At 35.9% G+C, this 23,164-nt stretch carries 25 protein-coding genes and 1 tRNA gene; 10 read left to right on the top strand and 16 right to left on the bottom strand.

Translation table 11 applies throughout. From position 1 onward, the window contains the following. Positions 1-24: 24 nt before the first annotated feature. The gene (locus tag M899_RS13625; protein ID WP_021272074.1) at positions 25-540 is read right to left on the bottom strand and encodes a hypothetical protein; all 516 of its coding nucleotides are present in this window, start codon (positions 538-540) and stop codon (positions 25-27) included. Positions 541-713: 173 nt separating this feature from the next. On the opposite strand from M899_RS13625, the gene M899_RS13620 reads away from it, so the two are divergent. Then, positions 714-788: transfer RNA gene (locus tag M899_RS13620), tRNA-Asn, on the top strand. A gap of 38 nt (positions 789-826) precedes the next feature. Next, on the top strand, positions 827-2,287 hold the full coding sequence (locus M899_RS13615; protein ID WP_021272068.1) for an aKG-HExxH-type peptide beta-hydroxylase: 1,461 nt from the start codon (positions 827-829) through the stop codon (positions 2,285-2,287). On the opposite strand, the gene M899_RS13610 is transcribed toward M899_RS13615, so the two are convergent. Together M899_RS13610 and M899_RS13605 are read right to left on the bottom strand one after the other, a co-directional pair. After that, the gene (locus M899_RS13610; protein ID WP_021272079.1) at positions 2,284-3,840 is read right to left on the bottom strand and encodes a tetratricopeptide repeat protein; all 1,557 of its coding nucleotides are present in this window, start codon (positions 3,838-3,840) and stop codon (positions 2,284-2,286) included. The genes M899_RS13615 and M899_RS13610 overlap by 4 nt on opposite strands. A 9-nt stretch (positions 3,841-3,849) precedes the next feature. Then, on the bottom strand, positions 3,850-4,188 hold the full coding sequence (locus M899_RS13605) for a HesB/IscA family protein (RefSeq protein WP_021272088.1): 339 nt from the start codon (positions 4,186-4,188) through the stop codon (positions 3,850-3,852). Positions 4,189-4,319: 131 nt separating this feature from the next. On the opposite strand from M899_RS13605, the gene M899_RS17940 reads away from it, so the two are divergent. Further along, positions 4,320-4,991 (top strand): FHA domain-containing protein, encoded by a 672-nt coding sequence (locus M899_RS17940; RefSeq protein WP_021272041.1) that lies wholly within the window; start codon positions 4,320-4,322, stop codon positions 4,989-4,991. On the opposite strand, the gene M899_RS13595 is transcribed toward M899_RS17940, so the two are convergent. Further along, positions 4,988-5,551, bottom strand: coding sequence for a cob(I)yrinic acid a,c-diamide adenosyltransferase (locus tag M899_RS13595; protein ID WP_021272086.1), 564 nt, complete (start codon positions 5,549-5,551; stop codon positions 4,988-4,990). The two genes, M899_RS17940 and M899_RS13595, sit on opposite strands and share 4 nt — an antisense overlap. After that, positions 5,551-8,706 (bottom strand): fused isobutyryl-CoA mutase/GTPase IcmF, encoded by a 3,156-nt coding sequence (gene icmF / locus M899_RS13590; RefSeq protein ID WP_021272035.1) that lies wholly within the window; start codon positions 8,704-8,706, stop codon positions 5,551-5,553. The genes M899_RS13595 and icmF overlap by 1 nt, the downstream gene beginning before the upstream one ends. Before the next feature lie 154 nt (positions 8,707-8,860). Here icmF and M899_RS13585 point away from each other — a divergent pair, with 154 nt between their 5' ends. Then, positions 8,861-9,289: a 4Fe-4S dicluster domain-containing protein gene (locus tag M899_RS13585; protein ID WP_021272060.1), complete on the top strand. Its 429-nt coding sequence runs from the start codon at positions 8,861-8,863 to the stop codon at positions 9,287-9,289. Between the two features lie 28 nt (positions 9,290-9,317). Here M899_RS13585 and lspA read toward each other — a convergent pair whose 3' ends face one another. The 4 genes from lspA to M899_RS13565 are packed head-to-tail and all read right to left on the bottom strand — an operon-like array spanning position 9,318 to position 13,976. Further along, on the bottom strand, positions 9,318-9,821 hold the full coding sequence (gene lspA, locus M899_RS13580) for a signal peptidase II (protein ID WP_021272063.1): 504 nt from the start codon (positions 9,819-9,821) through the stop codon (positions 9,318-9,320). Positions 9,822-9,831: 10 nt separating this feature from the next. Next, positions 9,832-11,322, bottom strand: coding sequence for a sigma-54-dependent transcriptional regulator (locus tag M899_RS13575; RefSeq protein WP_021272090.1), 1,491 nt, complete (start codon positions 11,320-11,322; stop codon positions 9,832-9,834). A 9-nt stretch (positions 11,323-11,331) separates the two neighbouring features. Further along, positions 11,332-13,209 carry an ATP-binding protein gene (locus M899_RS17935; protein ID WP_021272085.1) on the bottom strand — a complete coding sequence of 626 codons (1,878 nt, stop codon included), beginning with the start codon at positions 13,207-13,209 and terminating at the stop codon, positions 11,332-11,334. Continuing rightward, positions 13,209-13,976 carry a hypothetical protein gene (locus M899_RS13565; protein WP_021272042.1) on the bottom strand — a complete coding sequence of 256 codons (768 nt, stop codon included), beginning with the start codon at positions 13,974-13,976 and terminating at the stop codon, positions 13,209-13,211. Before M899_RS13565 ends, M899_RS17935 begins: the two co-directional genes overlap by 1 nt. A gap of 280 nt (positions 13,977-14,256) precedes the next feature. On the opposite strand from M899_RS13565, the gene M899_RS13560 reads away from it, so the two are divergent. Continuing rightward, positions 14,257-15,093, top strand: coding sequence for a TIM barrel protein (locus tag M899_RS13560; RefSeq protein ID WP_021272080.1), 837 nt, complete (start codon positions 14,257-14,259; stop codon positions 15,091-15,093). Positions 15,094-15,106: 13 nt separating this feature from the next. Here M899_RS13560 and M899_RS13555 read toward each other — a convergent pair whose 3' ends face one another. Genes M899_RS13555 through M899_RS13545 form a run of 3 tightly spaced genes read right to left on the bottom strand, consistent with a single transcriptional unit; the run spans position 15,107 to position 16,664 of the window. Continuing rightward, a complete protein-coding gene (locus M899_RS13555; protein ID WP_021272038.1) occupies positions 15,107-15,616 on the bottom strand; it encodes a hypothetical protein in 510 nt (169 codons plus the stop codon). 36 nt (positions 15,617-15,652) lie between these two features. Further along, positions 15,653-16,093 carry a hypothetical protein gene (locus M899_RS13550; protein WP_021272056.1) on the bottom strand — a complete coding sequence of 147 codons (441 nt, stop codon included), beginning with the start codon at positions 16,091-16,093 and terminating at the stop codon, positions 15,653-15,655. Position 16,094: 1 nt separating this feature from the next. After that, positions 16,095-16,664, bottom strand: a complete 570-nt coding sequence (locus M899_RS13545) for a hypothetical protein (RefSeq protein ID WP_021272076.1) — start codon at positions 16,662-16,664, stop codon at positions 16,095-16,097. A 197-nt stretch (positions 16,665-16,861) separates the two neighbouring features. Between M899_RS13545 and M899_RS18250 the strand changes: the two genes are divergently transcribed. Beyond that, on the top strand, positions 16,862-17,050 hold the full coding sequence (locus M899_RS18250; RefSeq protein WP_081653838.1) for a 4Fe-4S dicluster-binding protein: 189 nt from the start codon (positions 16,862-16,864) through the stop codon (positions 17,048-17,050). An 8-nt stretch (positions 17,051-17,058) separates the two neighbouring features. On the opposite strand, the gene M899_RS13540 is transcribed toward M899_RS18250, so the two are convergent. Genes M899_RS13540 through M899_RS13525 form a run of 4 tightly spaced genes read right to left on the bottom strand, consistent with a single transcriptional unit; the run spans position 17,059 to position 20,263 of the window. Further along, entirely contained in the window at positions 17,059-17,829 is a 771-nt protein-coding gene (locus tag M899_RS13540; protein WP_021272045.1) for an NTP transferase domain-containing protein, read from the bottom strand. Continuing rightward, positions 17,819-18,814 (bottom strand): aminoglycoside phosphotransferase family protein, encoded by a 996-nt coding sequence (locus tag M899_RS13535; RefSeq protein ID WP_021272066.1) that lies wholly within the window; start codon positions 18,812-18,814, stop codon positions 17,819-17,821. The genes M899_RS13540 and M899_RS13535 overlap by 11 nt, the downstream gene beginning before the upstream one ends. Next, complete coding sequence (locus M899_RS13530) at positions 18,811-19,608, bottom strand: hypothetical protein (protein WP_034729519.1); 798 nt, start codon at positions 19,606-19,608, stop codon at positions 18,811-18,813. The genes M899_RS13535 and M899_RS13530 overlap by 4 nt, the downstream gene beginning before the upstream one ends. 1 nt (position 19,609) lies before the next feature. After that, on the bottom strand, positions 19,610-20,263 hold the full coding sequence (locus M899_RS13525) for a LysM peptidoglycan-binding domain-containing protein (RefSeq protein WP_021272055.1): 654 nt from the start codon (positions 20,261-20,263) through the stop codon (positions 19,610-19,612). 127 nt (positions 20,264-20,390) lie between these two features. Here M899_RS13525 and M899_RS13520 point away from each other — a divergent pair, with 127 nt between their 5' ends. From M899_RS13520 to M899_RS13505, 4 genes are all read left to right on the top strand, one after another. Further along, positions 20,391-21,359 carry a hypothetical protein gene (locus tag M899_RS13520; protein ID WP_034729516.1) on the top strand — a complete coding sequence of 323 codons (969 nt, stop codon included), beginning with the start codon at positions 20,391-20,393 and terminating at the stop codon, positions 21,357-21,359. After that, a complete protein-coding gene (locus M899_RS13515) occupies positions 21,322-21,525 on the top strand; it encodes a hypothetical protein (protein ID WP_021272084.1) in 204 nt (67 codons plus the stop codon). The genes M899_RS13520 and M899_RS13515 overlap by 38 nt, the downstream gene beginning before the upstream one ends. After that, positions 21,525-22,004, top strand: a complete 480-nt coding sequence (gene folK / locus M899_RS13510; RefSeq protein ID WP_021272052.1) for a 2-amino-4-hydroxy-6-hydroxymethyldihydropteridine diphosphokinase — start codon at positions 21,525-21,527, stop codon at positions 22,002-22,004. Before M899_RS13515 ends, folK begins: the two co-directional genes overlap by 1 nt. Positions 22,005-22,083: 79 nt before the next feature. Next, positions 22,084-23,164, top strand: a 1,081-nt coding sequence (locus M899_RS13505) for an acyl-CoA dehydrogenase family protein (RefSeq protein WP_021272040.1), incomplete at its 3' end; no start/stop codon positions are given.

Raw genomic sequence — 23,164 nt, 5'->3', positions numbered from 1 at the left:
AGCAGTCTTCGGACTGCTTTTTTTTTAATATTGCTTCTTATTCACAAGAACGCCGACCTGAGCTGATTTTGACATATCGTCTTTCAGCTTACGCTCTTGTTCTATATCGACTGATGAATTTTTTCGATACAGCTTTAATACTTCCGCACCTTTTAACTTTGTTTGAGAGTAATTAAATCGCTTCTTCTCATTTATAATAAAGCTAGCTGTATCCATAAATTTGGAACTTTTAGCATCACCATAACTTTCATTGATTTTGGCCTTTTCAAAGTAATGATCTAAATATTTTTGAACTTCGGCGCCAGCAAAGAATTCGAGTCTAATTTTCTCTTCTTCGACAACTTCTTCTTGGGCCCCTGGTTTTTTGAAAGGCAGAATTTTTGCGCCCTCTTCACTAACAGGAATCTCTCCATGATCGTAGCGAGTCATCATCTCTGTTAAAGAGACTCGTTTATCCCCAATGGAACTTGTCGTAAGCTTATTGATCTCCTCAGGAGTCAAAAGCCTAAAAATATCCATTAAAATGTTAGTAGCGGCCATAAAATTTCCCACAATAATAGCTTACCAAACCTATCGGTTATTCCTTCTAAAAACTTTACGTAAACATCCTTTATTTGCAAATATTTCAACAAGTTATAGACGGCCCACTTTTTTCTAAAAAGGGGCTAGACATCCATCAAAAAAACTCTTATAACAGTTACTCACAGGTACATTGGGGTGTGGCGCAGCGGTAGCGCAGCGGACTGTTAATCCGTTGGTCGCCGGTTCGAATCCGGCCACCCCAGCCACTTCTTATCCTCACCCTTACAAATTCAAGAGAAATTCCATGATTACAGCAAAGAATATTTGTTCTTCAAAGTTTCATAAAGACATTAAAGCTAATGTTGTTGCTAACTACAAAGACCTTATTCAGGATATCCGAGAGGATATGGCACAGGGATTTGAAACGGAACACCTTTCAAAAGAATTCCTTCAAGGCCTAGCAAAAATCATTAAGGACCCTGCTCTTAATAACTACACTTCTTTCAATTTCTATTGGACAACACTTCTTGAGAATCTCATTTACGTTGTTCAATTACATGATGAAATTCAAGAAGCTGAAGAGGATGAGTCTGACTTCGAATTCTCAGAATCAGAAGATGAATTATTTAATTTTTGGAATGATTCAGAAATGGCGCAATCATTTCTTGAGATGTTAGATGAGAGCAACAATATTATTGAAGCATCATCGAATCTGCTAACTATCCTAGAAAATCAAATCTTAAGTTTTTACTATTTGCATATTGCTTCAACTCACCATGAACTAAAAGATGTTATTCTTTATAATGTCATTCCAGAAATTGGTGATTCACCAGAGCGTATGTATATTGGTGAACAACATCGTATTGCTGATTTTCCAGAGCCTTCTGATATTTATCCTAGTATTGCCCTAAAAAGTGTTTTTGAGCAACGCCAAGGATTCGAAGTAGAGATCAATACTGATCTTTACGAAGTACCTATTCGTGAAAATCACGACTATATCACTGTTGGTGAACATAGAATTTTTCTTCTTCCAATCTGTGAAGAGGGAAGAAAAAGAGAAATTGAATTCAAAGAGAAAATTGGATTAGCACTTAAACTGATCGGTGACTCTAATCCAGGACTTTTAGATACATTCATGAGTTTCACTCACTCTATAGTTCCTGTGAACGAACCAGGGATTGTTAGTTTCTCAATGCAATCGCTTCCAGGGTTCTCTTCAATCAATATGTTTGAAAGAGACTTCGTTGATTTAATGGATGACCTTCTTCATGAGAATGGTCACCACTATTTAAATACTTTTCTTAACTATACAGAACTTATCTTTGAAGACGATGAGAAGATCTACTATAGTCCATGGCGAAGAGCTTTAAGACCTATTCGAGGAATCTACCACGCTGTCTTTACATTTTACTGGGCGCTTAATCTATTTCATGAATTAGATGCGGCGATTACGACCGGAAAATTAGATGCTTTCTATAAGTTTACAAAAGAAGAAAAGCTTAAAGTTAAAAGAAGAGCTGTAGAAGAGTACTATATGCTCACGTACTGTGCTCTTGATCTTGAACATGCTTTTGAAAATGGTAAGGTCTCACCAGAAGGTAACAATCTTATTCTTTCAATTTATAATTTGATTGAGCAAATGAAAGATGGAATTACTGCGATTCATAAAACTCTTCTAGAGCAAGATCCTGAATCTGGTAAAGAAATTAATGAGCTCGTAGAAACTTTAAAAGAAAAACGTGCTCATTATTCTTTAAATGATTAATTGATAGAATTAAGTAGGGACTGCATGCCATTTGCTGGCATCATGTCCCCTCTTTTAGAGGCAACAACAACACCTTTCTCTAAAACATCCTTGGCCCTAACAGTGTCACCTGTTTCAAGTAGACACTTTCCTAATAAGTAATAGCCGTTTGAGTATTGAGCATCTTCAGCAAGCACGACATCTAAGTGTTCTATAGCGGCCGTATAATTTTTCCTATAATAATAAATATCGGCCATACCATAGTTGGCCAAGACGTCATTCTCATCAATCTCTAAAACCTGTTTAAACATTGATTCACGTCTTTCAATTTCAGCATTTCTTTTTTGGGCCTCGTCAGCGGCCGCTCTTTTTGCAGCAGCTTCTTTACCTAATCGTTCGAAAGTCTTTACTGTGGCCATACTTTTTTGTTCTTCTGCTTCTTCAATTTTTCCTAACTTCATTAGATAGAGAGATTTATTTGTATGTGCCATTACCGAAGATTCATCAACGGCAAGAAGCTTATCCATATACTCAATACCTTCATTGTATTTTTCATGGCGACCTAATATAACCCCAATGACTTCATAAGCGTCTGCAAAATCAGGTTTCAATTGAACTGTAGCATACAAATATTTCAGGGCCATTTGCTCTTCATCATTTTGAAACAATGAAATAGCATGATCATAGTAATATTCGGCCTTTTGATTTCTATCAAATGAACCAAACAAAGGTGCATAGTGTACTGTAGCTTTAAATTTCTTATTTTCAAAAGAGACTTCAAATTTCTTTTTATCAACTCTGAAATCTCTATATAATTTAACTAAGACGTAATTTTTTCCATCAACTTCTGTTGACCCAATGACTTCTCCACCCTTACGGTCTTCAATCATTAGAATATTTCCTGAAATAAAAATCTGATTTTCTTCAGTAAACTCTAATAGCGTCGGATAGTAGGCAGCACCGCGATTATTATTAATTTTTGCAACTGTTTCTTGTCCAAGAAAACACCCTTTCTTATAAGAAATGGCCAATTCATTTAATCTTGAATCATTAATGAATTCATTTTCTTTTACTGTTTTATTCCAGACTGGATATCCGGTTAGAACAGCATATTGTTCAAGCTTGTTTTCATCTAAGAACTCTAAATCTTCATATTCTTCAACAATACTAATAACTCCAGGTTCATCAAAAATATTTACCCTGAAATCGTTCTCATCTTTTTTAGAAAAAGATTCAAGACCAAATGAGAATTGTGCTTTATTAGTCGATGTCGTGATCTCAACATCATCCATAATAATAAACTTCTCTAAATCACTCTTTAAAACTACTGAAGTTTCCTTCGGCACAATCATATAATCGCAATTTGTACCAACAAGATAATACAAATAAGAAACAACCTTACCGTGCTGAGTAAGACGGGTATTTAGTAGGCCTTCATTAGAGCTAATTGATTTTAAATCGGCCGTAAGTTGGCCTTGCATATAACGAGTACGATCTTCTCCTGTAACTTGGAAAAGATCGAACATGTCACCTTTAAAGTGACCACCTAAAATGATTTCATCACAAATTTTCAATTTATTCACCTAGACTGAAAAAGACTCACCACAACCACAAGTATTTGTAGCGTTAGGATTACTGAAAACAAATCCTTTACCTGCTAGGCCATCTTTAAAATCTAAGACAACACCTTTTAAGTAAATTGATGATTTTGGATCAATATAGACTTCAAAATGCTCAAAGCTCATTACATTGTCTTTATCTTTCTTATAATCAAAATCAATTTTATAGGAAAGACCAGAACAGCCCCCACCGACCACTCCAAGCCTCAGTCCTTTCCCCTGATTATTTTGATCAGTTGAAAAAATTGTTTCAATTTGTTTAACGGCTTTATCTGTAATTTCAACAACTTTTGACGTTTCCATCAAGATGCCCCTATTTTTCTTATGCTTAATTATGTCAGTACAGGTTTATCACACTATAATTTTAAATGAAACTCCTCCTTTTTGCTTATAGTTTTCTTATGAATTCCGATAAGTATTTGGAATGAGGTAATATGGTAATCAAAGTTAAAGTGTACGAAAGCGAAAATGTCCATGAACTCATACTTGATAAGTCGATTAAAACTATCGGCCGTTCTAGCTCGTGTGATATCAAGCTCACTGACGATCATGTCAGTGGTAAGCATCTCGCATTTAAAAAAACAGAACAAGGCAAAATAGTCGTTAAAGACTTAGGGTCTACTAATGGTACGTTTCTAAATCAAAGTTCTATTTCTGAGAGCTTATTGCGTATTAATGACGTTCTTACCATTGGACCCAATATCAAAATCAGTATTGATAGTGGTTCACTCTCAAGCTTTGAACGTAGCTCAATTGAAATTAATGAAAAGCCCGTAATTGGTATAACAAATACTCAAGAATCAGCTCAAGACGCTACAACCGTAATGAAGATCAATCGTAAAAAGCCAATCAATCAAAGTGCAGAACCGGCCAATGATGCTGATAAAGAAGTAAATTCAGCAGGCCCTGTAAAAGTTGGAAAAAATATTACAGAGATGGAGCTTGAAGAATCATCTGGTATGACTCGAATGATTAAAATTGATCGATCGCCAAAGGTCGAGGCCAAAGAAAGTGCAAAAATTAAAAAGAGAGCAAGAACGAAACCTTCTCCTGTAAAAAAAGAAGAAGGACTTCTAGATAAAATATTGAAGCTTTTTAAAGCTTAATCTTTTTTGGGAACCCAATAAATTTCTGCTTTTCCTTCAACTTTATTTATATAGCGAGATAAGACGAAGAAATAATCAGACAATCTATTGATATACTCGCGAGAACTTTCAGGCGTATCTTCAACGGCTAAATGTGCAACCATTTTTCTTTCAACTCTTCTGCAAACAGTTCGACAAACATGTAAAACAGCGCAGGCCTGTGAACCACCTGGTAGTACAAAATACTTTAGTGGTTCAAGCTCTGTATCTAATTTATCTATTTTTTGTTCCAACCAATCAACATCTTGTTTTGAAAGTTGTGGCAACTTGAATTGAAGTCTTTTTTCAACTTCACAAGCAAGATTACTTCCAAGATCAAAAAGTTTAACCTGAATCGTGTGTAAGTCTTCAAGAAGTGCTTTATCATTAATTAATGTAGTCGCGACACCTAAGTGAGAATTTAATTCGTCAACTTCACCATAAAGATCAATAAGATCTGAGCCTTTTGAAATACGGGACCCACCAACAAGTCCCGTCTGACCTTTATCACCACTTCTCGTATAAACTTTCGATTTGGCCATTACATATTCCTTCTGTATCTTCCACCAACTTCATAAAGTACATTTGTAATTTGTCCTAGTGAGCAGTAGTTAACAGTAGTAAGAAGCTCTTCAAAAATATTACCACCAGTTAGGGCAACTTCTCTTAAGCGCTTAAGAGATTCCTCACCTTTATCACCAGCTTTTGCTTTGAAATTTTCAAGACGTTTAATTTGCTCAGTCTTCTCTTCATCAGAACAACGAGAAATTTCAATTTCCTGATTCAACTGCTCATCAATATTATCTGCGATATAAGTATTAACACCAATAATTGGAAGCTCTCCTGAGTCTTTCAGTGTTTCGTAGTATAATGACTCTTCTTGAATTTTACTTCTTTGGTACATTGATTCCATAGCACCAAGAACGCCACCTTTATCAGAAATTCTTTCGAATTCTGCAAGCACGGCATCTTCAACTATCTCACAAAGCTCTTCGTAAATATAAGATCCTTGCATAGGATTGTCTGTCTTGTTTAAGCCAAACTCTCTATTGATAATCATCTGAATGGCCATTGCACGTCTTACCGATTCTTCTGTAGGAGTTGTGATGGCTTCATCATAGGCATTTGTATGAAGAGAGTTACAGTTATCACTTAGAGCAAGGAATGCTTGAAGTGTTGTTCTAATATCGTTGAAATCAATCTCTTGAGCATGTAACGAACGCCCTGAAGTTTGGATGTGATACTTGAACATTTGTGATTTAGTATTTGCACCGTACTTATCTCTCATGGCAACGGCCCAAATTTTTCTAGCAACACGGCCAATAACTGTATACTCAGGATCAAGACCATTACTGAAGAAGAATGATAAGTTTCCAGAGAAATCATCAATATTCATGCCACGGCTTAAATAGTATTCTACAAATGTGAAGCCGTTTGAAAGAGTGAAAGCAACTTGAGTAATTGGGTTCGCCCCAGCTTCAGCAATGTGGTACCCAGAAATAGAAACCGTATAATAGTTTTTGATTGCATGCTTACAGAAAAATGATTGAACATCTCCCATAAGTTTAAGAGCGAATTCAAGAGAGAATATACAAGTATTCTGTGCCTGATCTTCTTTTAAAATATCGGCCTGAACAGTACCACGTACCATTTGCATAACAGCAATACGTTTTGCCTCATCCCAAAAATCTGTCCCCTGAAGATCTTGTTTCATTGCCGTATTCATAAACATTGCCAGAATAATTGGCGCAGGACCATTGATTGTCATCGAAACAGAAGTCATTGGATCTGTTAATTTAAATCCTTTGAATAAGTCTTGCATATCATCAAGAGTTGCAATTGAAACACCGGCCTCACCAATTTTACCAAAGATGTCCGGTCTATAATCAGGGTCTTCACCGTAAAGTGTTACTGAGTCAAACGCAGTTGAAAGGCGTTTTGCCGGATCATTTTCAGAAAGATAGTGAAAACGCTTATTCGTTCTAAGCGGTCCACCTTCTCCAGCAAACATTCTTTTTGGGTCTTCATCAGCACGCTTGAATGGGAAAATTCCTGATGCGTATGGGAAGTGTCCTGGTAGATTTGATTTTTTAATAAATCTATATTTTTCAAACTTAGATTTATAATTAGGAACTCCAACTTTTGAAATTTCATTTTGACTTAGAGAAGTATATTTTGTTTTTACATTAATATCTTTTCCACGAACAGTGTATGTAAAGAGTCCATTGGTATATTGAGCAACAGTTGCCTCAAAAAGCTCAAGTTCAGAAAGCGCAGTTTCTGGAATAAGTGCCTTAACCTCATCTCTTTTAAGGGCAATCTCTTTATTGTCCTTTAGGATATTTGCAGAGATTTCTAATGCTTCATAATCTTTAATTAATTCGGCAACACGATTCGCCTCTTCATTATAGTTCTTACAAGCAGAAGAAATTTCTCTTAGGTATAAAGATCTCTCTGCTGGAATTATCTTTGTCTTATTCGTTGGAACTTTTTCTTTTTTAATATGGTCTAGATGGTCAACATCAAAGTCTAAACTCTTGGCCAGATCATAAAAAAGAGCGTTCACACCAGCATCATTAAATTGAGATGCCATAGTTCCATAAATTGGTAACTCTTCATCTGTTGGTGCACCAGGGTGACCAGCAAAAAGATTGTGGTTTCTTCTATATTGCTTTCTTATATCTCTTAAAGCATCTTCAGATCTCGGTTTTTCAAATTTATTCAAAATCACGAAATTTGCCTGCTCAAGCATTTCAATTTTTTCAAGCTGAGATGCTGCCCCATATTCCGGTGTCATTACATAAGCACACTTGTCTGCAACTTTTGTAATTTCATCTGATGCTTGACCAATCCCTGAAGTTTCAACGATCACGAGATCGAAGTCTAGCGACTTCATAAAAGAAACGACTTTTTGAATTTGTGGAGAAAGTTCAGTTTTCGAATCTCTAGTCGCAAGGGATCTGATATAGAAATTATCGTAAACAGCACTTCCCAATCTAATTCTGTCCCCTAGAAGAGCTCCCTGAGTTTTTTTCTTAGTAGGATCTACAGAAATAAGGGCCACTTTTTTATTTGGAAAACTTCTGTGAAAACGCAGAAGTAATTCATCAATTAAAGATGATTTACCTGCACCACCAGTTCCTGTAATACCAAGAACAGGTGTCTTCTTTTCTGTTACAGAAAAAGGTAATTCACCATTGTCTTCAATATATGTAATTACTTTTGAAATATCATAGTAGCTTAAATCTCTTTTTTGAATTTCACTAAAATTCACATCATCAATTGTCGAGTGCTCTGATCTTTTGATCATATCTTCGATCATTCCCACTAGACCCATCTTCATTCCGTCTTCAGGCGAATAAATTCTAGTGATACCTTTGTCGTGTAGGGCCTTAATTTCAGAGGGAGTAATTACTCCACCACCACCGCCGACAATTCTTACGTTCTTGGCCCCGGCCTCATCTAAAAGCTCTCGGATATAAGCGAAATATTCGTTGTGTCCACCTTGGTATGAGCTTAAAGCTACCGCATGGGCATCTTCTTGCAGGGCCGCATCTACGACTTCTTTTGCCGAACGATTGTGTCCTAAATGGATTACCTCTACTCCATTGGCCTGGAGGAGTCTTCTCATAATGTTTATTGAGACATCGTGACCATCAAATAGCGATGCTGCAGTTACAAATCTTAATCTTTTCATAGTTACCGCCAAATAAATTTATTTACATTCACATTTTTCAAATTTTAAAGTATAGGGAATATATCCTAATATACTCATAGGGGCAAAATCCCATCTTTATTGATTGGCATTTTTTGTGCTATATTAGGATTACAAATTACAAAATAGGTACGAAATGAGCGAAGAACAAAAAATTCTAGTGGAAAACCCATATCATACGGCAAGATTAAAGCCTGTTCGTAAGGGGAAGAAACCACCTAAACTACTTGCTGTTGTGCACCAATCAGGTTGTACAGGTTGTGAAGTTTGTATTCAAGGGTGTCCTGTAGACTCAATCGAGTTAGTACCAGGTCCAGATGCATCGAACCCAGCCTTTAGACAAACTGTAGAAATCGACCTTTCTCGCTGTATTGGTTGTCAAAACTGTTCACAAGACTGTCCTTGGGAGACGATCACAATGTATCACCATGACGACGCTTTCATCGCTTGGGGTAATGAAACATTGAGTTCAGAACTTTACATTGAAGAAGATGCTCTAGAGCAATTAAATTCAGAGTATGGAATTAGTCTTAAAAAAGATGAAGAAACAGAAGAAACTGCATAATAAAAAAGGCTCCGTTAGGAGCCTTTTTTTATACCGTCTTTTCTTCTTCAACTTTTCTTTTTTTCTCTAAAAAAATAAAATCATAAATCAAAAGCATCGCCCCAATCGTAATTGCACTGTCTGCAACATTGAAGGCCGCAAAGTGCCATGTACCATAATAAAAATCAAACATATCAACCACGAACTTTAGATAGAAACGGTCAATAAGATTTCCAATAGCACCGGCCAAAATAAGTGAGTAGGCAGAACATAAAACAAGTGCTTTGTGGCGTGTGTCCCAAATCAAATAAAGCAACCAAAAACATGCCACCACAGGCAGCGCCAAGAACATAAGAACTCTAAACCATTCTTCTGAACCTGCACCAAACCCAAAGGCCGCCCCAGTATTTTGAACATAAGTTAAGTTAAAAAATCCAGGTATAACTGCTTTAATCTCTCCAAGTTGGAAAGCTGATTGAATATAGCCCTTTGTGAACTGATCCACTAAAATAATTGCAACCATCACAAGGGTCAAACGCCAAATTCTATTCATCCTCTACCTTTTAGTAGTACTCTTTTGGATTAATTTCGTACTTCTCAATTTTTCTCAAAAGCGTCTTCTTTGGAATATTCGCTTTCAAGGCGGTTTGATTAATCTTACCTTTATTAACTCTTAGGGCCTCAATAATAAACTGTTTTTCAAACAATTCTTTTGCTACCTGGAAGTCCATATTATAATCATTTTCTGACCCTAATTTAAATGTAAATTTGAGTCCCTCTTCCGATTCATTGATTTCTTTATTAAGAACACTCTCTTTAATACCTTCGAAATCAATAATACTTTCTTCTTCATCTTCAACAATATGTGTTTGTGCTTGTTGAGAGTTTTTCTTCACTGTTTCAGGAAGAGAATTGAAGTTAATTGTATCTGTTGACTCAATAATAAACGAGTGTTCAATAACGTTTCTTAGTTCACGAATATTTCCCGGCCATGAATAGTTTTTCATAGCTTCCATTGCATCAGGTGTAAAACCTGAGATCTGGAGATTGTGAAGATTGTTGAAATATTTTAAGTAGTATTCAACAAGAAAATTAATATCGTCTTTTCTCTCTCTTAATGGAGGCAGGTAAACTGGAAGAACGTTCAATCTATAAAATAAGTCTTCTCTGAAAGTTCCTTCCTTAATCATTTTTTCAAATGGCTTATGTGAAGCAGCGATCACTCTAACATCACACTTGATGTCTCTATTAGATCCAACCGGTGTAAAAGTTTTCTCTTGAAGAACACGAAGGAGCTTCACTTGCATTGTTGGAGAAACATCACCTATTTCATCTAAAAAGATTGTTCCACCATCAGCATATTGAAATTTACCAATTTTTCTTTCAGTCGCCCCTGTAAAAGCACCCTTTTCGTGACCGAATAACTCTGACTCAATAAGATTATCTGGGATAGCAGCAAGGTTGATTGTAACAAACTTCTCATCTTTTCTTGGACCATTGAAGTGAATTGCCTTCGCAACAAGCTCTTTACCTGTACCTGATTCACCTCTGATAAGAACAGGCGTATTAACTTGTGCTAGTTTACTGATAACATTGAAAACTTTTTTCATGACATCAGATTCACCAACAAATTGATCTGATCCTTGTCCCAGTGAAAGCGTAGGAGCAGAGAACATAGATGTTTCTACTAAACTTCTTGCTTTCAATGCTCTTTTAATAAGAGCAACAAGATTTTCACTAGTGATTGGTTTTTCAAGATAGTTGTAGGCACCTTCCTTAACGGCCTTTACTGCATCAGTAACATTTGAGTATGCTGTAAGGATAATCACGATTATCGAAGGATCATATTTTTTAATTTCAGCGAGAGCTTCAATCCCTGTCATTTCTGGCATATTAACATCCATAACAACAAGATCATATTTCTCTCTATAAACTGCACCAACAGCTTCTTTACCATTGTTTGCAACATCGACATTGAAATGATGGAACTCTAAGGCCTGTCTAACGTTGTCCTGTAAAACTTTATCATCATCAACTACGAGTACTCTATACATATTAAACTCCTATTCATTCCTTAATTTTATTCTAAAAGTTGTACCAATTCCAATATTTGATTCGCAGACAATTGTTCCCCCGTGGAGTTCAACGAAATACTTCACAAGATAAAGACCAAGTCCACTACCTTTGATTTCATGGCTTTTGTCATTTTTAACGCGATAAAATTTCTCAAAAATATTCTCTAAATCTTCTTTTGGAATTCCATCACCATTGTCTGTTATTTCTATATAAACCCATTTCTCGTCATCCCAAGATTTAACGATTACCTGAGTGTTTTCCTCACAATATTTAATGGCATTTTCAACAAGATTTGAAATAACCCTGTTTATAAGTGTCACATCTATCTGAATCGGATAAAGAGGTGTTATTTCTTTTTCGATTTTTATATTTTTTTGACCGGCCTCAAACTTCAAATTGTCACAGACCTGTTCAATAACAGTATTGATATCTTTTGAAACTTTGTTCAAGCTCAAATTCGAAGATTCAATTTTTGTAAGATCCAAAATTGAAGTGATAAATTTATTCAGTTCTTTGGTCGCATCCACAATGCGTAAAAACTCGAAGCGTACACCGGGATCAGCTGAACCATATTTATGGATCGCAACATCAGCTATACCTGCAATTTTTGCTACGGGTGTTTTCAAATCATGACTCATTAAAGAGATAAAGTTTTGTTTTAAATTTTCTACTTTTTTCAATAGCTTTGTTTCTTCTTGAATTGCATAGCGTCTTTGATATTCACCAATGGCCCTAAAGGGAACCCAAATATAATAGACTGCAAATATTGTTAGAAGAATATGCGCTAGGTAAATCCAAAGTCCAAACAACGAAAATAAAACATACGAAAGAACGATTACTGAGAGTATTGTTACTAGAGTAAACACCAGACCATGAGTTGGCTTAATGCGATTAATAACATAAGCAAGCACTAAACCTAACAGTAGTGAAAGAACATATGAAAACAATCGCGGTACTTGCACCACTGTTTTATTTTGAATTAAGGATTCAATTATAGATGCATGTACACCTATTTTAGGCGAGCTATAACTCTCTCGATCATAGGGAGTCATCACAAAGTCTGAGGCATTTGATAAATAACTTGGACCAATCAGGACGAGTTTATTTTTAAAGAAACCTTTTGGAAAATTCCCTACGACAACTCTATGAAATGGAATCTTTTTAATCTTTCCTTTTCCTTCAACAGTGTTTTCATAGTATCTAAAATTTACAAAAGTCGCATCACTCTCTCTTACATAGTAGGCGCCGTTAATATCATTGAGCTTCAATGGTAAATATCCGGTTCTTCTTCGATATGCATTCGCGGCCCAAAGATGAAGAGAGTCTTCACCTGAATAATTTAAAATAGTCTTTCTTGAAACATCATCTCTTGCGAATACGGCGTTATCTACATTTAGGATGGCCAGAGAATATCCAACATCTCTCAGCCTTTCGGGTGGAAGTTGTTCTCCCCATGTATCCAAATCCGTTCCAAAGCGAAATGCTCCTCCAGAACTAGTAAATTCTTTTATGGTATCTTTAAATTTATCTAACTCAAGTTCTGTTCTATCACTTTCAGGCTCATCCAAATGGACGAGATAGTTTACGACAACTGGTTTTTCTTCAATGATTCTTTTTAATAATCGATTATGTGTTGCATAGGTATAGGGATAAGATTCTCCCAAGAAGTCGTCACTTTCTTCATCTAGAGTAATAATAACTATATTATCTAAGAAGCTAATTCCGAAATCATACTTTACACGCATATCGTAAAAGACAGCTTCTAAATTTGAAAAGCTATATTGAAATAAAATCGCCACAAAGAAAATTGTGAACGCAAACGGATAGAGTTTTGAAAAATCAAACTGTTTAATTTTTTTCAGCATTACTTTTCCGATATTAAGTTTTGAAAACGAAGACTCGTGCCATCTTGGCCGTTTAGTCTAAAATCGTTTTCATCTCTCTTATTATCGGCATAAGTTAGTGAATTCATTATATACTTTTGAATAAAAGTTGCATTTCTTCCAGAAAGGGTCCCAATTTTATAAATTGAACCCGCGAGCTCTCTGTTTTGTTCAGTTTCTAGCCCCACTTCCTTATCTACAACTGACATATTTAGGTAATTAAGCACTAGCTTATTCATGAGCTGGCCAGGCATCGCAAGAAATTCATATATAGTTCCTAGCCAGGCCAATGGTTTGATCTTTTTTAGCGCAAAATGAGGAAGGGCCAAGAAGTAATGGCCAAAGCTCACAAGCATTTTTGCTCTTGCTTCCTTGATTTTAATGATCTTCAAGCTGGCATAAATCACCAGATCAAGCTCTTCTTGTGAGAGCTTCTCTTCAATTCCACCACCAAAGACAAGACTTGCTCTGCCCATCCCAGATTGAAGAAAATAGATATTCGGGTTCAAAAAAGGTGCACTATAGAGATAAATAGTCCCCAGACCTAGCCTTGCAGACATATTATTGGCACGTCTCCAAAGATCCCTTGAAACCAAGGCCCCACGGGCATTGATGGCCGCTAATATTAAGCGATCACCGAAGAAAAAGATGAATATAGAAAGAAATAGGGATATCGCTAACACAAGGCCAGCAAAGAACAGATCGGCCACAAGGTAGCCAATTAACCCACTTAAAATGAAGTACGCCATCCACCATGATAGCAATAAAAACTGTCTAATAGACTATCCTTTTTTCAACACGTAGGAATTCTTACATAAGAATTTCTAAATTATAGACAAAAATTTTGATTACGGCTATTACCCAAAATGATTCGTCATTAAGTCGCGGGCCCTTTGGGGAAGGGGCCATAAATATCTAAAATCAAAGGCTTTGCTGCTGCGTGCCTACTGTGCGATTTTGATATGTGATATGACATCGTGAATCGCATTTATTAGTTGTATCAATGCACGTTTGTATCGGGGGATTTGAATGCAAATGAACAGACTTCTCTTCGGAACTGCTGGAGTTCCAAATTGCACTGTGAAAAAAAACAATCCAATTGAAGGTGTTAAAACTATCCACGCTCTTGGTCTAGATTGTATGCAACTTGAGTTCGCTCATGGCGTACGCATGAAAGAAGAAGTCTCTTCAGGTCTTCGTAAAATTTCTTACGAACTAGGAATTCCACTTACGTCTCATGGCCCTTACTACATTAACCTTAACGCCCGTGAACAAGATAAAATTGATTCATCTGTTGAGCGTATTATTCAAACAGCTAAGATCTCAGACCTTTGTGGTGCTGAATCTATGACATTTCACGCTGCTTTCTACATGAAAGATTCTCCATATGATGTTTTTGATCTAGTAGAAAAAAGTATGAACGTAATCGAAGAAAGACTTAGCCGTCTTGATATCGAAATTGAACTTCGTCCAGAACTTACAGGTAAGACATCTCAATTTGGTTCTCTTGAAGAGCTAATCACTCTTACTAAGAACGTTACAACATGTTCTCCTTGTATGGACTTCTCTCACCTTTACGCTAGAACAGGTGAGTACAATACTGAAGAAGAATTCAACCAAGTTCTTACTCGTTTAAAAGAAGAACTAGGACCGAATGCGCTTAAGAAAATGCACATTCATATTTCAGGAATTAGCTCAAACTCTAAAGGTGATTTGAAGCATCTGAACCTGAATCAATCTGAATTTAACTGGAAGGCCCTATTGAAAACTCTTAAAGAGCACGATGCTTCTGGTTATGTAATTTGCAACAGCCCTAACCTAGAAGTTGATGCAAAAATGATGAAAGATTACTACACAAGTATTTAGTAAAAAGGCCTCTTTAAGAGGCCTTTTTTATTTGAGCTTCATCAACTAAATCTTGAATCATTTTAAGTTTTGCACTATCACCATCATCCAGAACAAATAAATAAGAATTGTCCCTGAAGACTAGAATACTTGGCTCACCATTAAAGGCATCTGAGCAAGACAGGACTTCATAAAGAGTTTCATCAAAATCTTTGATTCTATAAAGACCAACCCGAGCAGTGTTCATCGCGTTTTTAATTAACTCAAAAACACCCCAGTTCTCAGGAAAGTCGATAACATTCTTATTAAACTTAACCCTATAAGCGCCAATTTTTTCAAGATACTGAACTTCAAAAAATGAAATCCCTTTTAAATAAAAAAGCTGAACAAAAGGATTATCTTCCTCTTGCTCAACTTGATTCGTTCTTAGTTCGAAGTATTTTTGTAAACAACCCGTGTCGTGAAGCTTAGAAGTCTCCGAGATCTCGTAAGTTTCTTCAAGCAATTGGGATATTAAATTTTCTTCATTCTTTAGTGGTGCCATAACCACTAAATCGGAAAAATTTGCCGATGACTTAAACTATTTGTCGCCGATAGTTTCTTTATTTTCGATATATGTTTTCACATTAGTAATATCAAAAATTTTCCAAGTATTTTCGTCAACTTTTCTTAGTTCTGCAATTTTCTTAACTTCTGTCTCTGATTTTTCTTCTTCTTTGGTTTCAACATACTTTAAAACATATGTAAGAAAACACTTATCGGCATTGCAATTTGAATGGACAACCTTAAAGCTATTCTTTTTAAACTTTTCTGTTTCAAGAAATTGCTTTAGCTCTTCATCTTTCATTTCTTGAGTCTCTTCAAGAATGTCCCCATCTAGAAAGCTCATGATTTTTTCAGCAGATTGATTACTTGTGAATCTATAATCGATGAACTCTCTTAATGTTTCTTCTGGACCTAATTTTTTTGTACATGAAGTTGCCAATAAAATTGAAGCGAATACAATGATCAGTTTATTCATATTAATTCCTAATGATTCCTCGGTCTTTTAGAATATCATATAACTCATTCCAACCTAGGTCATTGTTGGCAGTATTTTCTCCATTTTCGATTCTAAGCCCAATCCCATCAGAATAACTTGTCATAGTGAGCCCAAGAATCTGAAATAACCTACCAAGGAACTCAACTTCAACTCTAATTTTTTTAGAAATAATCTGAACAGGGTTATCAAATTTTATGAACAAACTTCCCTTATCTAAATTTGTTATTTGTCCCTCAACCATTTGGCCATCTACTAGGATTTTAACGTTTTGAAGTTTTCCATTAACGCATAAATCCCTCTTAGTATAGTTCGGATTATAAAGGGCCTCTTCAAATTCCAAAATGAGAAGTTGGTAGAAATAGAATGCGCACAGAATATAGAGAAATGTTAAAAGAAGAAGTACCTTATCAAAACCATCAAAGAATAAGACTCCACTTCTAAACGCTACAATTAGAGTAAAGGCCGGAAAAATGTATTTCGAGAATTTGTAACATTTAAATAAGCAAAAGCTAGTTACAAGCATTAAGGCCGCTAGCAACTTTTCGCCCATTAAAAAATCCAACAGATCCTTCCACACAAGTGCGCTTATTCCGCTATGAAATGAATAAACAAGATGCATGAACATGATGCTAAAAAAGCAAAATACTATGGAGTTTTTAATTACTGAGGTTCTCTTCAATATTCTCATTGATCACCGGGCAAATAGTCCCAAATTGATTAATCTTATTAATATGTCACACTACCATTATGCTACCGAAACTACAGATCAACAACAGATGTATTCAATGTGATAATTGCAGGCTTGCCTGTCCTGAGAATGCTATCTTAATCCATGACAACACATATTCTATTGAGAACTGGTCTTGCACACTGTGTAATATCTGTGTTGAGTTGTGTCCTGTTGATTGTATCAAAGAAGTTTTGGAAGAAGATTAAGAAGAAGATTAATGGCCTTCGTATTTTGCTAAAATAGCGCCACCACAACGCTCTAATGTCAGCCACCCTAGCTCACTTCCAATATGAACCTTACTTAATGTGGCGTTTAAAAATTGGGCCGCATACTCCTCAAGAGTTCCGTAGTCTTTCATTTTTAAAGACGGCAGATCATCAATTTCAACTTTCTCAGACTTATAAGGTGCAACAGTTTCAAAAAAAGGCGATACGCCTTCTACTATTTTTAGACCCTTTAAATGAATTCTTCCAAGACCGCAGTAAGTTCTATACTTAACATCTTTTGGTTTTGTAATTTCGACGAGTTTATTATTCTCAGTTATGAGCGCATTGTATGACTGATTTGCATCAACAGGCATAGAGACAAGTCTGGCGCGCGCGCTCCCCATTGGTCTAAGAAATTTTTCAATATCTGATTCACTAAGTGAATAGAGAACGTCGCTATTAATTGTTATCAAATTATTAGATATACCAGCATTTTTCATCAGATTATGAATTGCTCCACCGGAACCAAGTATTTCATCTTCTATAATAACTTTCACTGAAGGGAAAAATCTTTGAAGATAACTACACATCAAATCCTTACAATGGTGAACGTTTACCCAAACATCACCATCACTAATGCTTCTCGCAAAATGAATTTGTTTTGCTAGTAATGTCGTTTGATCAATCGGCCACAAAGGCTTGGGAAGATTTTTTCCAACCTCACCCATTCTTGTGCCAAAACCTGCTGCGAGAATTAGGACAGTATCATTAACTTTCATAATAGATCTTACTTAACAGTTCATTGAGTTCTTTAAATTCAGGAAACTTTTTAAGAGTATTACGAACTGTCTCAAATGCTCTTCCCACATATTTCAGATAACGATAATCCCCTCGAGTATCTGCAATATAACAAAAACTTCCGATGGCCTTATACGTTCTTTGGATAAGCATGAGATTGTATATTCTATCAAACTGAATATCTTTTGTTATCTTCATCTCTTTACAATAGTACTCTTGTAGAGCAATTTTATTATCTGCATCGAGATTGTAATAACAATCATCGATCAATGAAACAAGATCATATTGCGCAGGGCCAAGTCTTGCATCTTGGAAATCGATAACGATCATCTCATCATCTTTGAGCATCAAATTTCTACTGTGATAATCTCTATGGCACACAACTTGTTTTTCTTGTGCTAACTCGGAATTAATTTTATCTAGAACAGATGCAATACTTGAAATCATAGTTTCGTTTGAAAATTTTAAATATTTTCTTAAAAAATATTCATTAGTCATATTCGTTTCTTGATTAAGTTTTTCTGAATCAAAATATCTGCTAGAGTAAGGTTTTCCGTCCTGAACATCTATACTGTGGATTTTTACAACTTCATCAATTGCTCTTATGTATAGGGCCAATTCTTCTTCTTTCGAACAAATTGCAAGCTTCGAAAGAAGTGTTACATCACCCAAATCTTCTTCTAAGAGATACCCCTTATCTTTTCTTCCATCGTAAATATGTGGCACGCGAACTTTATTTTCTTCTAAAATATTTTGCATTTGAAAAAAATCAGAATCAAAATCTGTAGGATTATCTAGGCAAACAACATAACTTTTTGTTGTTGATTGAACTCGATAATATCTTCTAGTAGATGCATCACCAGTTAAGCGTTGAACATCTTTAATTTTTGATAGACCGTCATTTTTCTGCGCAGAACCGTTATAAAGTTCTTCTACAAAAAGTTTTTCAGATTGTTCGTGTTTCATAACTGGCCTTTAATCTCATTAATAAACTGATAGAACTGCTTGCTAGAGTTTTTTTCTTCAATACCTTCAAAACGATCTTTTTTAGAAGCGATGAAGTTTTTGAACAAATACTCTTCACGCGACAGTCTTCGTGTTGTTCCGTGCTGTAGTGAAAAGTCTAACATATTCTTGTTCTGTGTCTGCAACCAAATAAGATAAGCTGAAGGATCATAACCAGAACGTCTTAGAATTAAATAAGAATTATTATTGATCTCAGACTTTACTGGAAGAGGTACTTTAACGAGTGAAAGCATTCTTTCGATAGTAATAAATCCCGTAGGCACGACTACATTTTTTTCATAAATTAAATTGGTACTTTTAAACGTTTCGGCACTTAACATTGCGACTAGAAGCTGTTCATTTTTCAAATAACGTTCAATAAGACCAGTTGAAAAATAGAAGTCTGATCCAGGCAAGGAGAAGTAGTACGGAATTCTAGATTTTATGACATTAAAATTTGGCCTATCATTTTGAGGCAATAAGAGTTCATTGTTTTTCACAAGCCTTGAGTAAATATCATTCAAATATTTTTTTGAGCTAGATGATAGACGTATTGTCTCAGTTCCTGGTGTATTTAAAAAACTACTCCCAAGATATTTAAGGTGGGCGGCATAATCCGAACTAATTGGCTGATCCAATTGGAACGACCAATCCGCACTCTTCGTAGTCGAACAGGCGGTTAAAGTTAATAGTGATCCAATAAAAAAGGCCCTCTTTAGAAGAGGGCCCATTTTATATATACTTTTTTTAATCATCTTATAGTTCTTGTGGTTCAGATGCTAAATCTCTTTCCTCTACAGGAATATAATATAGAGTAAAACCAGCAAAAATCAAATTAGGATCTTTAATCATTGGTCTATTATTATCCCAAATATCTTTCCACTTTTGATCAGTTCCGTACTTTTCAGTAGAAATTGTTCCTAAAGTATCACCTCTTTTAATTAGGTGTGGAAGACCTTGTGGATTCCATGTAAAGCCATTTGGTACGTATTTAAGAGTTTTTCCAACAGGAAGATTCCCCATTTCGATACCACCATTTAATTGTGAAAGCTCTTTCCATCTCTCATAGTCTCCCCAAACTTTGAAGGCAACTAACATTAGAGTATCACCAGCTTGAACTGTATACTCGGCCATTTCAGTTATAGATGGTGACGTTGATGGCATAGTTTCTTCTATCATCGGTTGGTCTTCCATAATTGCTTCAGCAGATGCCATTGCACCAGCTTCGGCCTTATTCGTTTCTTCCATTAGTGCAGAATCATCAGAGTCAACGATGAAATCAGCATCTTCCTCAAGTAGTTTTTCATCAAGGCTAGTTGTTTCAGCAGTTGTATTTTCTTCAGTTTTATTACTTGAACAAGCGGCCATACTTAGCAGTGAGAGCATAACCAGGATATTCATAAATTTCATGCGAGACTCCTTTCTTTGTTTATGTCATTACTCGTTTCGGACTAACACATTGAAAGTTTAATTTTTTTTGATGTACACTTTTTCCCCCTAACTAGACGAGAATCGGCCTTTTCTTTAGAATAACAGTATGAAAAAACTTGTCTTTCTATTACTGACATTTTTACTCAACTTTTCGATTCATGCACAATCATTCGTGGATGATTTCGACGATACAGCTTCAGTTGAAGAAGTTGCTAGTGATTTACCTACAGAAAAAATTGAAAAAATTTCTGCTTCAGGAAGAATTTTTATAATCACGAACACGAATCAATCCTTCTCTAAGGGTGACTTTATTTCTTTAATCAAGTTCAACAAACTTGTTACTCGTGCTTTAGTTGCAAAAGATACTAACGGTATTGCAGGTATCAAGATATTGAAAACCTACTCTCTAGATCTTTTTAAAGATCTTCGTGTTGGTGATGAAGTAAAAGTCCTTCGTGGTGATGACAGTTTTTTCAAAGTAAAAAAGAAAGAAGAAACTGAGACTTCAAAAATTAACGAAGAAGAAGATTTATACAATGAGGATCTTATTACAGAAGATGACCTCGATCTAAACGAAAACAAAAATCGTGCAATCAAGACCGATAATATCATTTCCGCCTCCCTTGGATTTCTTGATACGATCGATAAAGATCAAAACTCAATTCGACTTAATCAATTTAATGCTTCATGGGCCTATCAATTTGACGACAATATCTGGGGAGAGGTTCTTTATGGTGAAGGAACTCAAAAAAACTTTCCTGATGATGGCCTAGGGACAAAAATCACAAACCTCACAGTGCGTGGTAAATATACTTTTGCTGGACCAATGTTTACCTATTTCCAACCCTATGCAGGTTTTCAAATTATCAATGCCGATAGTCCGGGTGCCGGTCAGCCAGATGCTCAAAAGACTGATCCTGTCGCATTACAAAAAGAGCTCGATTTAGTAGACAGTTTAAAAGAAAAACGAGTAATCTTTGGCGTAACTGTTCTTAAACGTCTTGTTCCAGGATGGTTTATGCGAGGAGATTTCGGAAATGACATGCTTAACGTCGGTTTCAGTTTGGAGTTTTAGACTTACACTATTTTTTCTAGTATTCAATATTTCATCATGTGGTGTTAAGGCCCCTCCAAAATCTAGTTCTCTAAGTTTACCATCTATTGATGCTCCCTATATTGAAGTCAAAAAAGATTCTTCTGTTACTGATAATGCTGAAGACGTTGAAAAAGAAGAAAACTAGTGCCTATCATTATTGCTCTTGGTTCAAATTTAGAAAATAAAGCTAACAATCTTCGCGATGCTATTTCAAAAATTTCAGATCATTTTGAAATTGAAGCTCAAAGTCGCGTCTACGAATCACCTGCTGTTGATTATCTTAATCAACCTGATTTTTTTAATATGGTCATCCAGTGTAAAACTCCAACGTCACTAGATGCTGAGTCTGTAATGGATCTTCTTCTCAGTATAGAAAAAGACTTAGGACGCAGAAGAGATATACCAAAAGGCCCTCGAACAATTGATCTCGACCTTCTTTTTTTCGACCTTCAAACCAACGATACCGTTAAACTTCAGTTGCCCCATCCAAGACTCTTCGAAAGAAGTTTTGTCGTTTTACCTCTTCTCGAACTTCCGTATTCAGAAGTGTTGAAAACAAAATTTCATTTCCCTGATAATTTTGACAATTTTGCTCAAGCAAAAAGTTCTCTAGACAATATCTAATTTGCTCTCATTGACCCAAATCCAGTGTGTTTCTATAATCACCTTATAGAAATTTTCCCTAATCAAAAAAGAGGTCAATATGATTAACTTTGAATTATCGGATGAGCAAAAAGAAATCCAAGAAATGGCCATGAAGTTCGCAAGAAATGAAATGATGCCACACGCCTCTGAGTATGATGAAAAAGCTCAAATGCCGATGCCTATCTTACAAAAAGCGTGGGAGCTTGGTCTTGTGAATACTTGTATTTCTACAACTTTTGGAGGAACAGGATTTTCCACAATAGATTCAATGATAATTACAGAATCACTTGCCTATGGTTGTCTTGGTATGAATACAGCAATTATGGCCAATGACCTTGCACTTCTTCCGATTGTAATCGGTGCTAATGATGAACAAAAAGCACGCTTTCTCACACCTTTCACAGAGAGTTATAAAATTGCAGCATTTTGTTTAACTGAGCCCGGCAATGGTTCAGACGCTGCAGGATTGAAGACAACTCTAAAAGAAGATGGTGACTGCTACCGTCTTAACGGTAATAAAATGTGGATTACAAACGCAGGTTACGCTGATCTATTTGTTGTCTACTGCACAACTGATCCTTCTCTCAAACACAAAGGCATTACGGCCGTAGTTGTTGAAAAAGGCAGTGAAGGAATTGAGATTGGTGAGAAAGAAAATAAAATGGGACATCGTTGTTCGGATACAAGAGCTGTCACTTTTAACAATGTAAAAGTCCCTAAAGAAAATATCATTGGTGGTCTCGGTAATGGTTGGAAGATTGCCATGAAAACCCTCGATCACTCACGTCCAATGGTAGCGTCATCAGCTGTTGGTGGTGCGCAATGTGCCTTTGACCATGCAGTCAAATATGCCAAAGAGAGAACTCAATTTAATGTGCCTATTTCTGCGCACCAAGCTATTCAGTTTATGATTGCTGAAATGGCCATGAAAATCGAAGCATCTCGTCTTTTAGTTCACAAAGCGGCTTGGTTGTTAGATAATAATAAGCCTAATACGCAACTTGCTTCTTATGCCAAAGCATTTGCAGCAGACGCATTTATGGAAGTAGCAACTGACGCGGTTCAAGTGTACGGAGGCTACGGCTACAGTAAAGAATATCCAGTAGAAAAGTTGATGAGAGATGCTAAACTCATTCAGA

The organism is Bacteriovorax sp. BSW11_IV (assembly GCF_000447755.1).
In the GTDB taxonomy this organism is placed as follows: domain Bacteria; phylum Bdellovibrionota; class Bacteriovoracia; order Bacteriovoracales; family Bacteriovoracaceae; genus BSW11-IV.
Note: the sequence above shows the minus strand (reverse complement) of the source record. Positions and strands in the feature narration are given on the sequence as shown.

Bases quoted from the DNA above. Each gene is read 5' to 3' on its own strand.
- M899_RS13625 (WP_021272074.1), bottom strand. From the start codon at position 540: ATGGCCGCTACTAACATTTTAATGGATATTTTTAGGCTTTTGACTCCT.
- M899_RS13615 (WP_021272068.1), top strand. From the start codon at position 827: ATGATTACAGCAAAGAATATTTGTTCTTCAAAGTTTCATAAAGACATT.
- M899_RS13605 (WP_021272088.1), bottom strand. From the start codon at position 4,188: ATGGAAACGTCAAAAGTTGTTGAAATTACAGATAAAGCCGTTAAACAA.
- M899_RS17940 (WP_021272041.1), top strand. From the start codon at position 4,320: ATGGTAATCAAAGTTAAAGTGTACGAAAGCGAAAATGTCCATGAACTC.
- M899_RS13595 (WP_021272086.1), bottom strand. From the start codon at position 5,551: ATGGCCAAATCGAAAGTTTATACGAGAAGTGGTGATAAAGGTCAGACG.
- icmF (WP_021272035.1), bottom strand. From the start codon at position 8,706: ATGAAAAGATTAAGATTTGTAACTGCAGCATCGCTATTTGATGGTCAC.
- M899_RS13585 (WP_021272060.1), top strand. From the start codon at position 8,861: ATGAGCGAAGAACAAAAAATTCTAGTGGAAAACCCATATCATACGGCA.
- lspA (WP_021272063.1), bottom strand. From the start codon at position 9,821: ATGAATAGAATTTGGCGTTTGACCCTTGTGATGGTTGCAATTATTTTA.
- M899_RS13575 (WP_021272090.1), bottom strand. From the start codon at position 11,322: ATGTATAGAGTACTCGTAGTTGATGATGATAAAGTTTTACAGGACAAC.
- M899_RS17935 (WP_021272085.1), bottom strand. From the start codon at position 13,209: ATGCTGAAAAAAATTAAACAGTTTGATTTTTCAAAACTCTATCCGTTT.
- M899_RS13565 (WP_021272042.1), bottom strand. From the start codon at position 13,976: ATGGCGTACTTCATTTTAAGTGGGTTAATTGGCTACCTTGTGGCCGAT.
- M899_RS13560 (WP_021272080.1), top strand. From the start codon at position 14,257: ATGCAAATGAACAGACTTCTCTTCGGAACTGCTGGAGTTCCAAATTGC.
- M899_RS13555 (WP_021272038.1), bottom strand. From the start codon at position 15,616: ATGGCACCACTAAAGAATGAAGAAAATTTAATATCCCAATTGCTTGAA.
- M899_RS13550 (WP_021272056.1), bottom strand. From the start codon at position 16,093: ATGAATAAACTGATCATTGTATTCGCTTCAATTTTATTGGCAACTTCA.
- M899_RS13545 (WP_021272076.1), bottom strand. From the start codon at position 16,664: ATGGGCGAAAAGTTGCTAGCGGCCTTAATGCTTGTAACTAGCTTTTGC.
- M899_RS18250 (WP_081653838.1), top strand. From the start codon at position 16,862: ATGCTACCGAAACTACAGATCAACAACAGATGTATTCAATGTGATAAT.
- M899_RS13540 (WP_021272045.1), bottom strand. From the start codon at position 17,829: ATGAAAGTTAATGATACTGTCCTAATTCTCGCAGCAGGTTTTGGCACA.
- M899_RS13535 (WP_021272066.1), bottom strand. From the start codon at position 18,814: ATGAAACACGAACAATCTGAAAAACTTTTTGTAGAAGAACTTTATAAC.
- M899_RS13530 (WP_034729519.1), bottom strand. From the start codon at position 19,608: ATGATTAAAAAAAGTATATATAAAATGGGCCCTCTTCTAAAGAGGGCC.
- M899_RS13525 (WP_021272055.1), bottom strand. From the start codon at position 20,263: ATGAAATTTATGAATATCCTGGTTATGCTCTCACTGCTAAGTATGGCC.
- M899_RS13520 (WP_034729516.1), top strand. From the start codon at position 20,391: ATGAAAAAACTTGTCTTTCTATTACTGACATTTTTACTCAACTTTTCG.
- M899_RS13515 (WP_021272084.1), top strand. From the start codon at position 21,322: ATGACATGCTTAACGTCGGTTTCAGTTTGGAGTTTTAGACTTACACTA.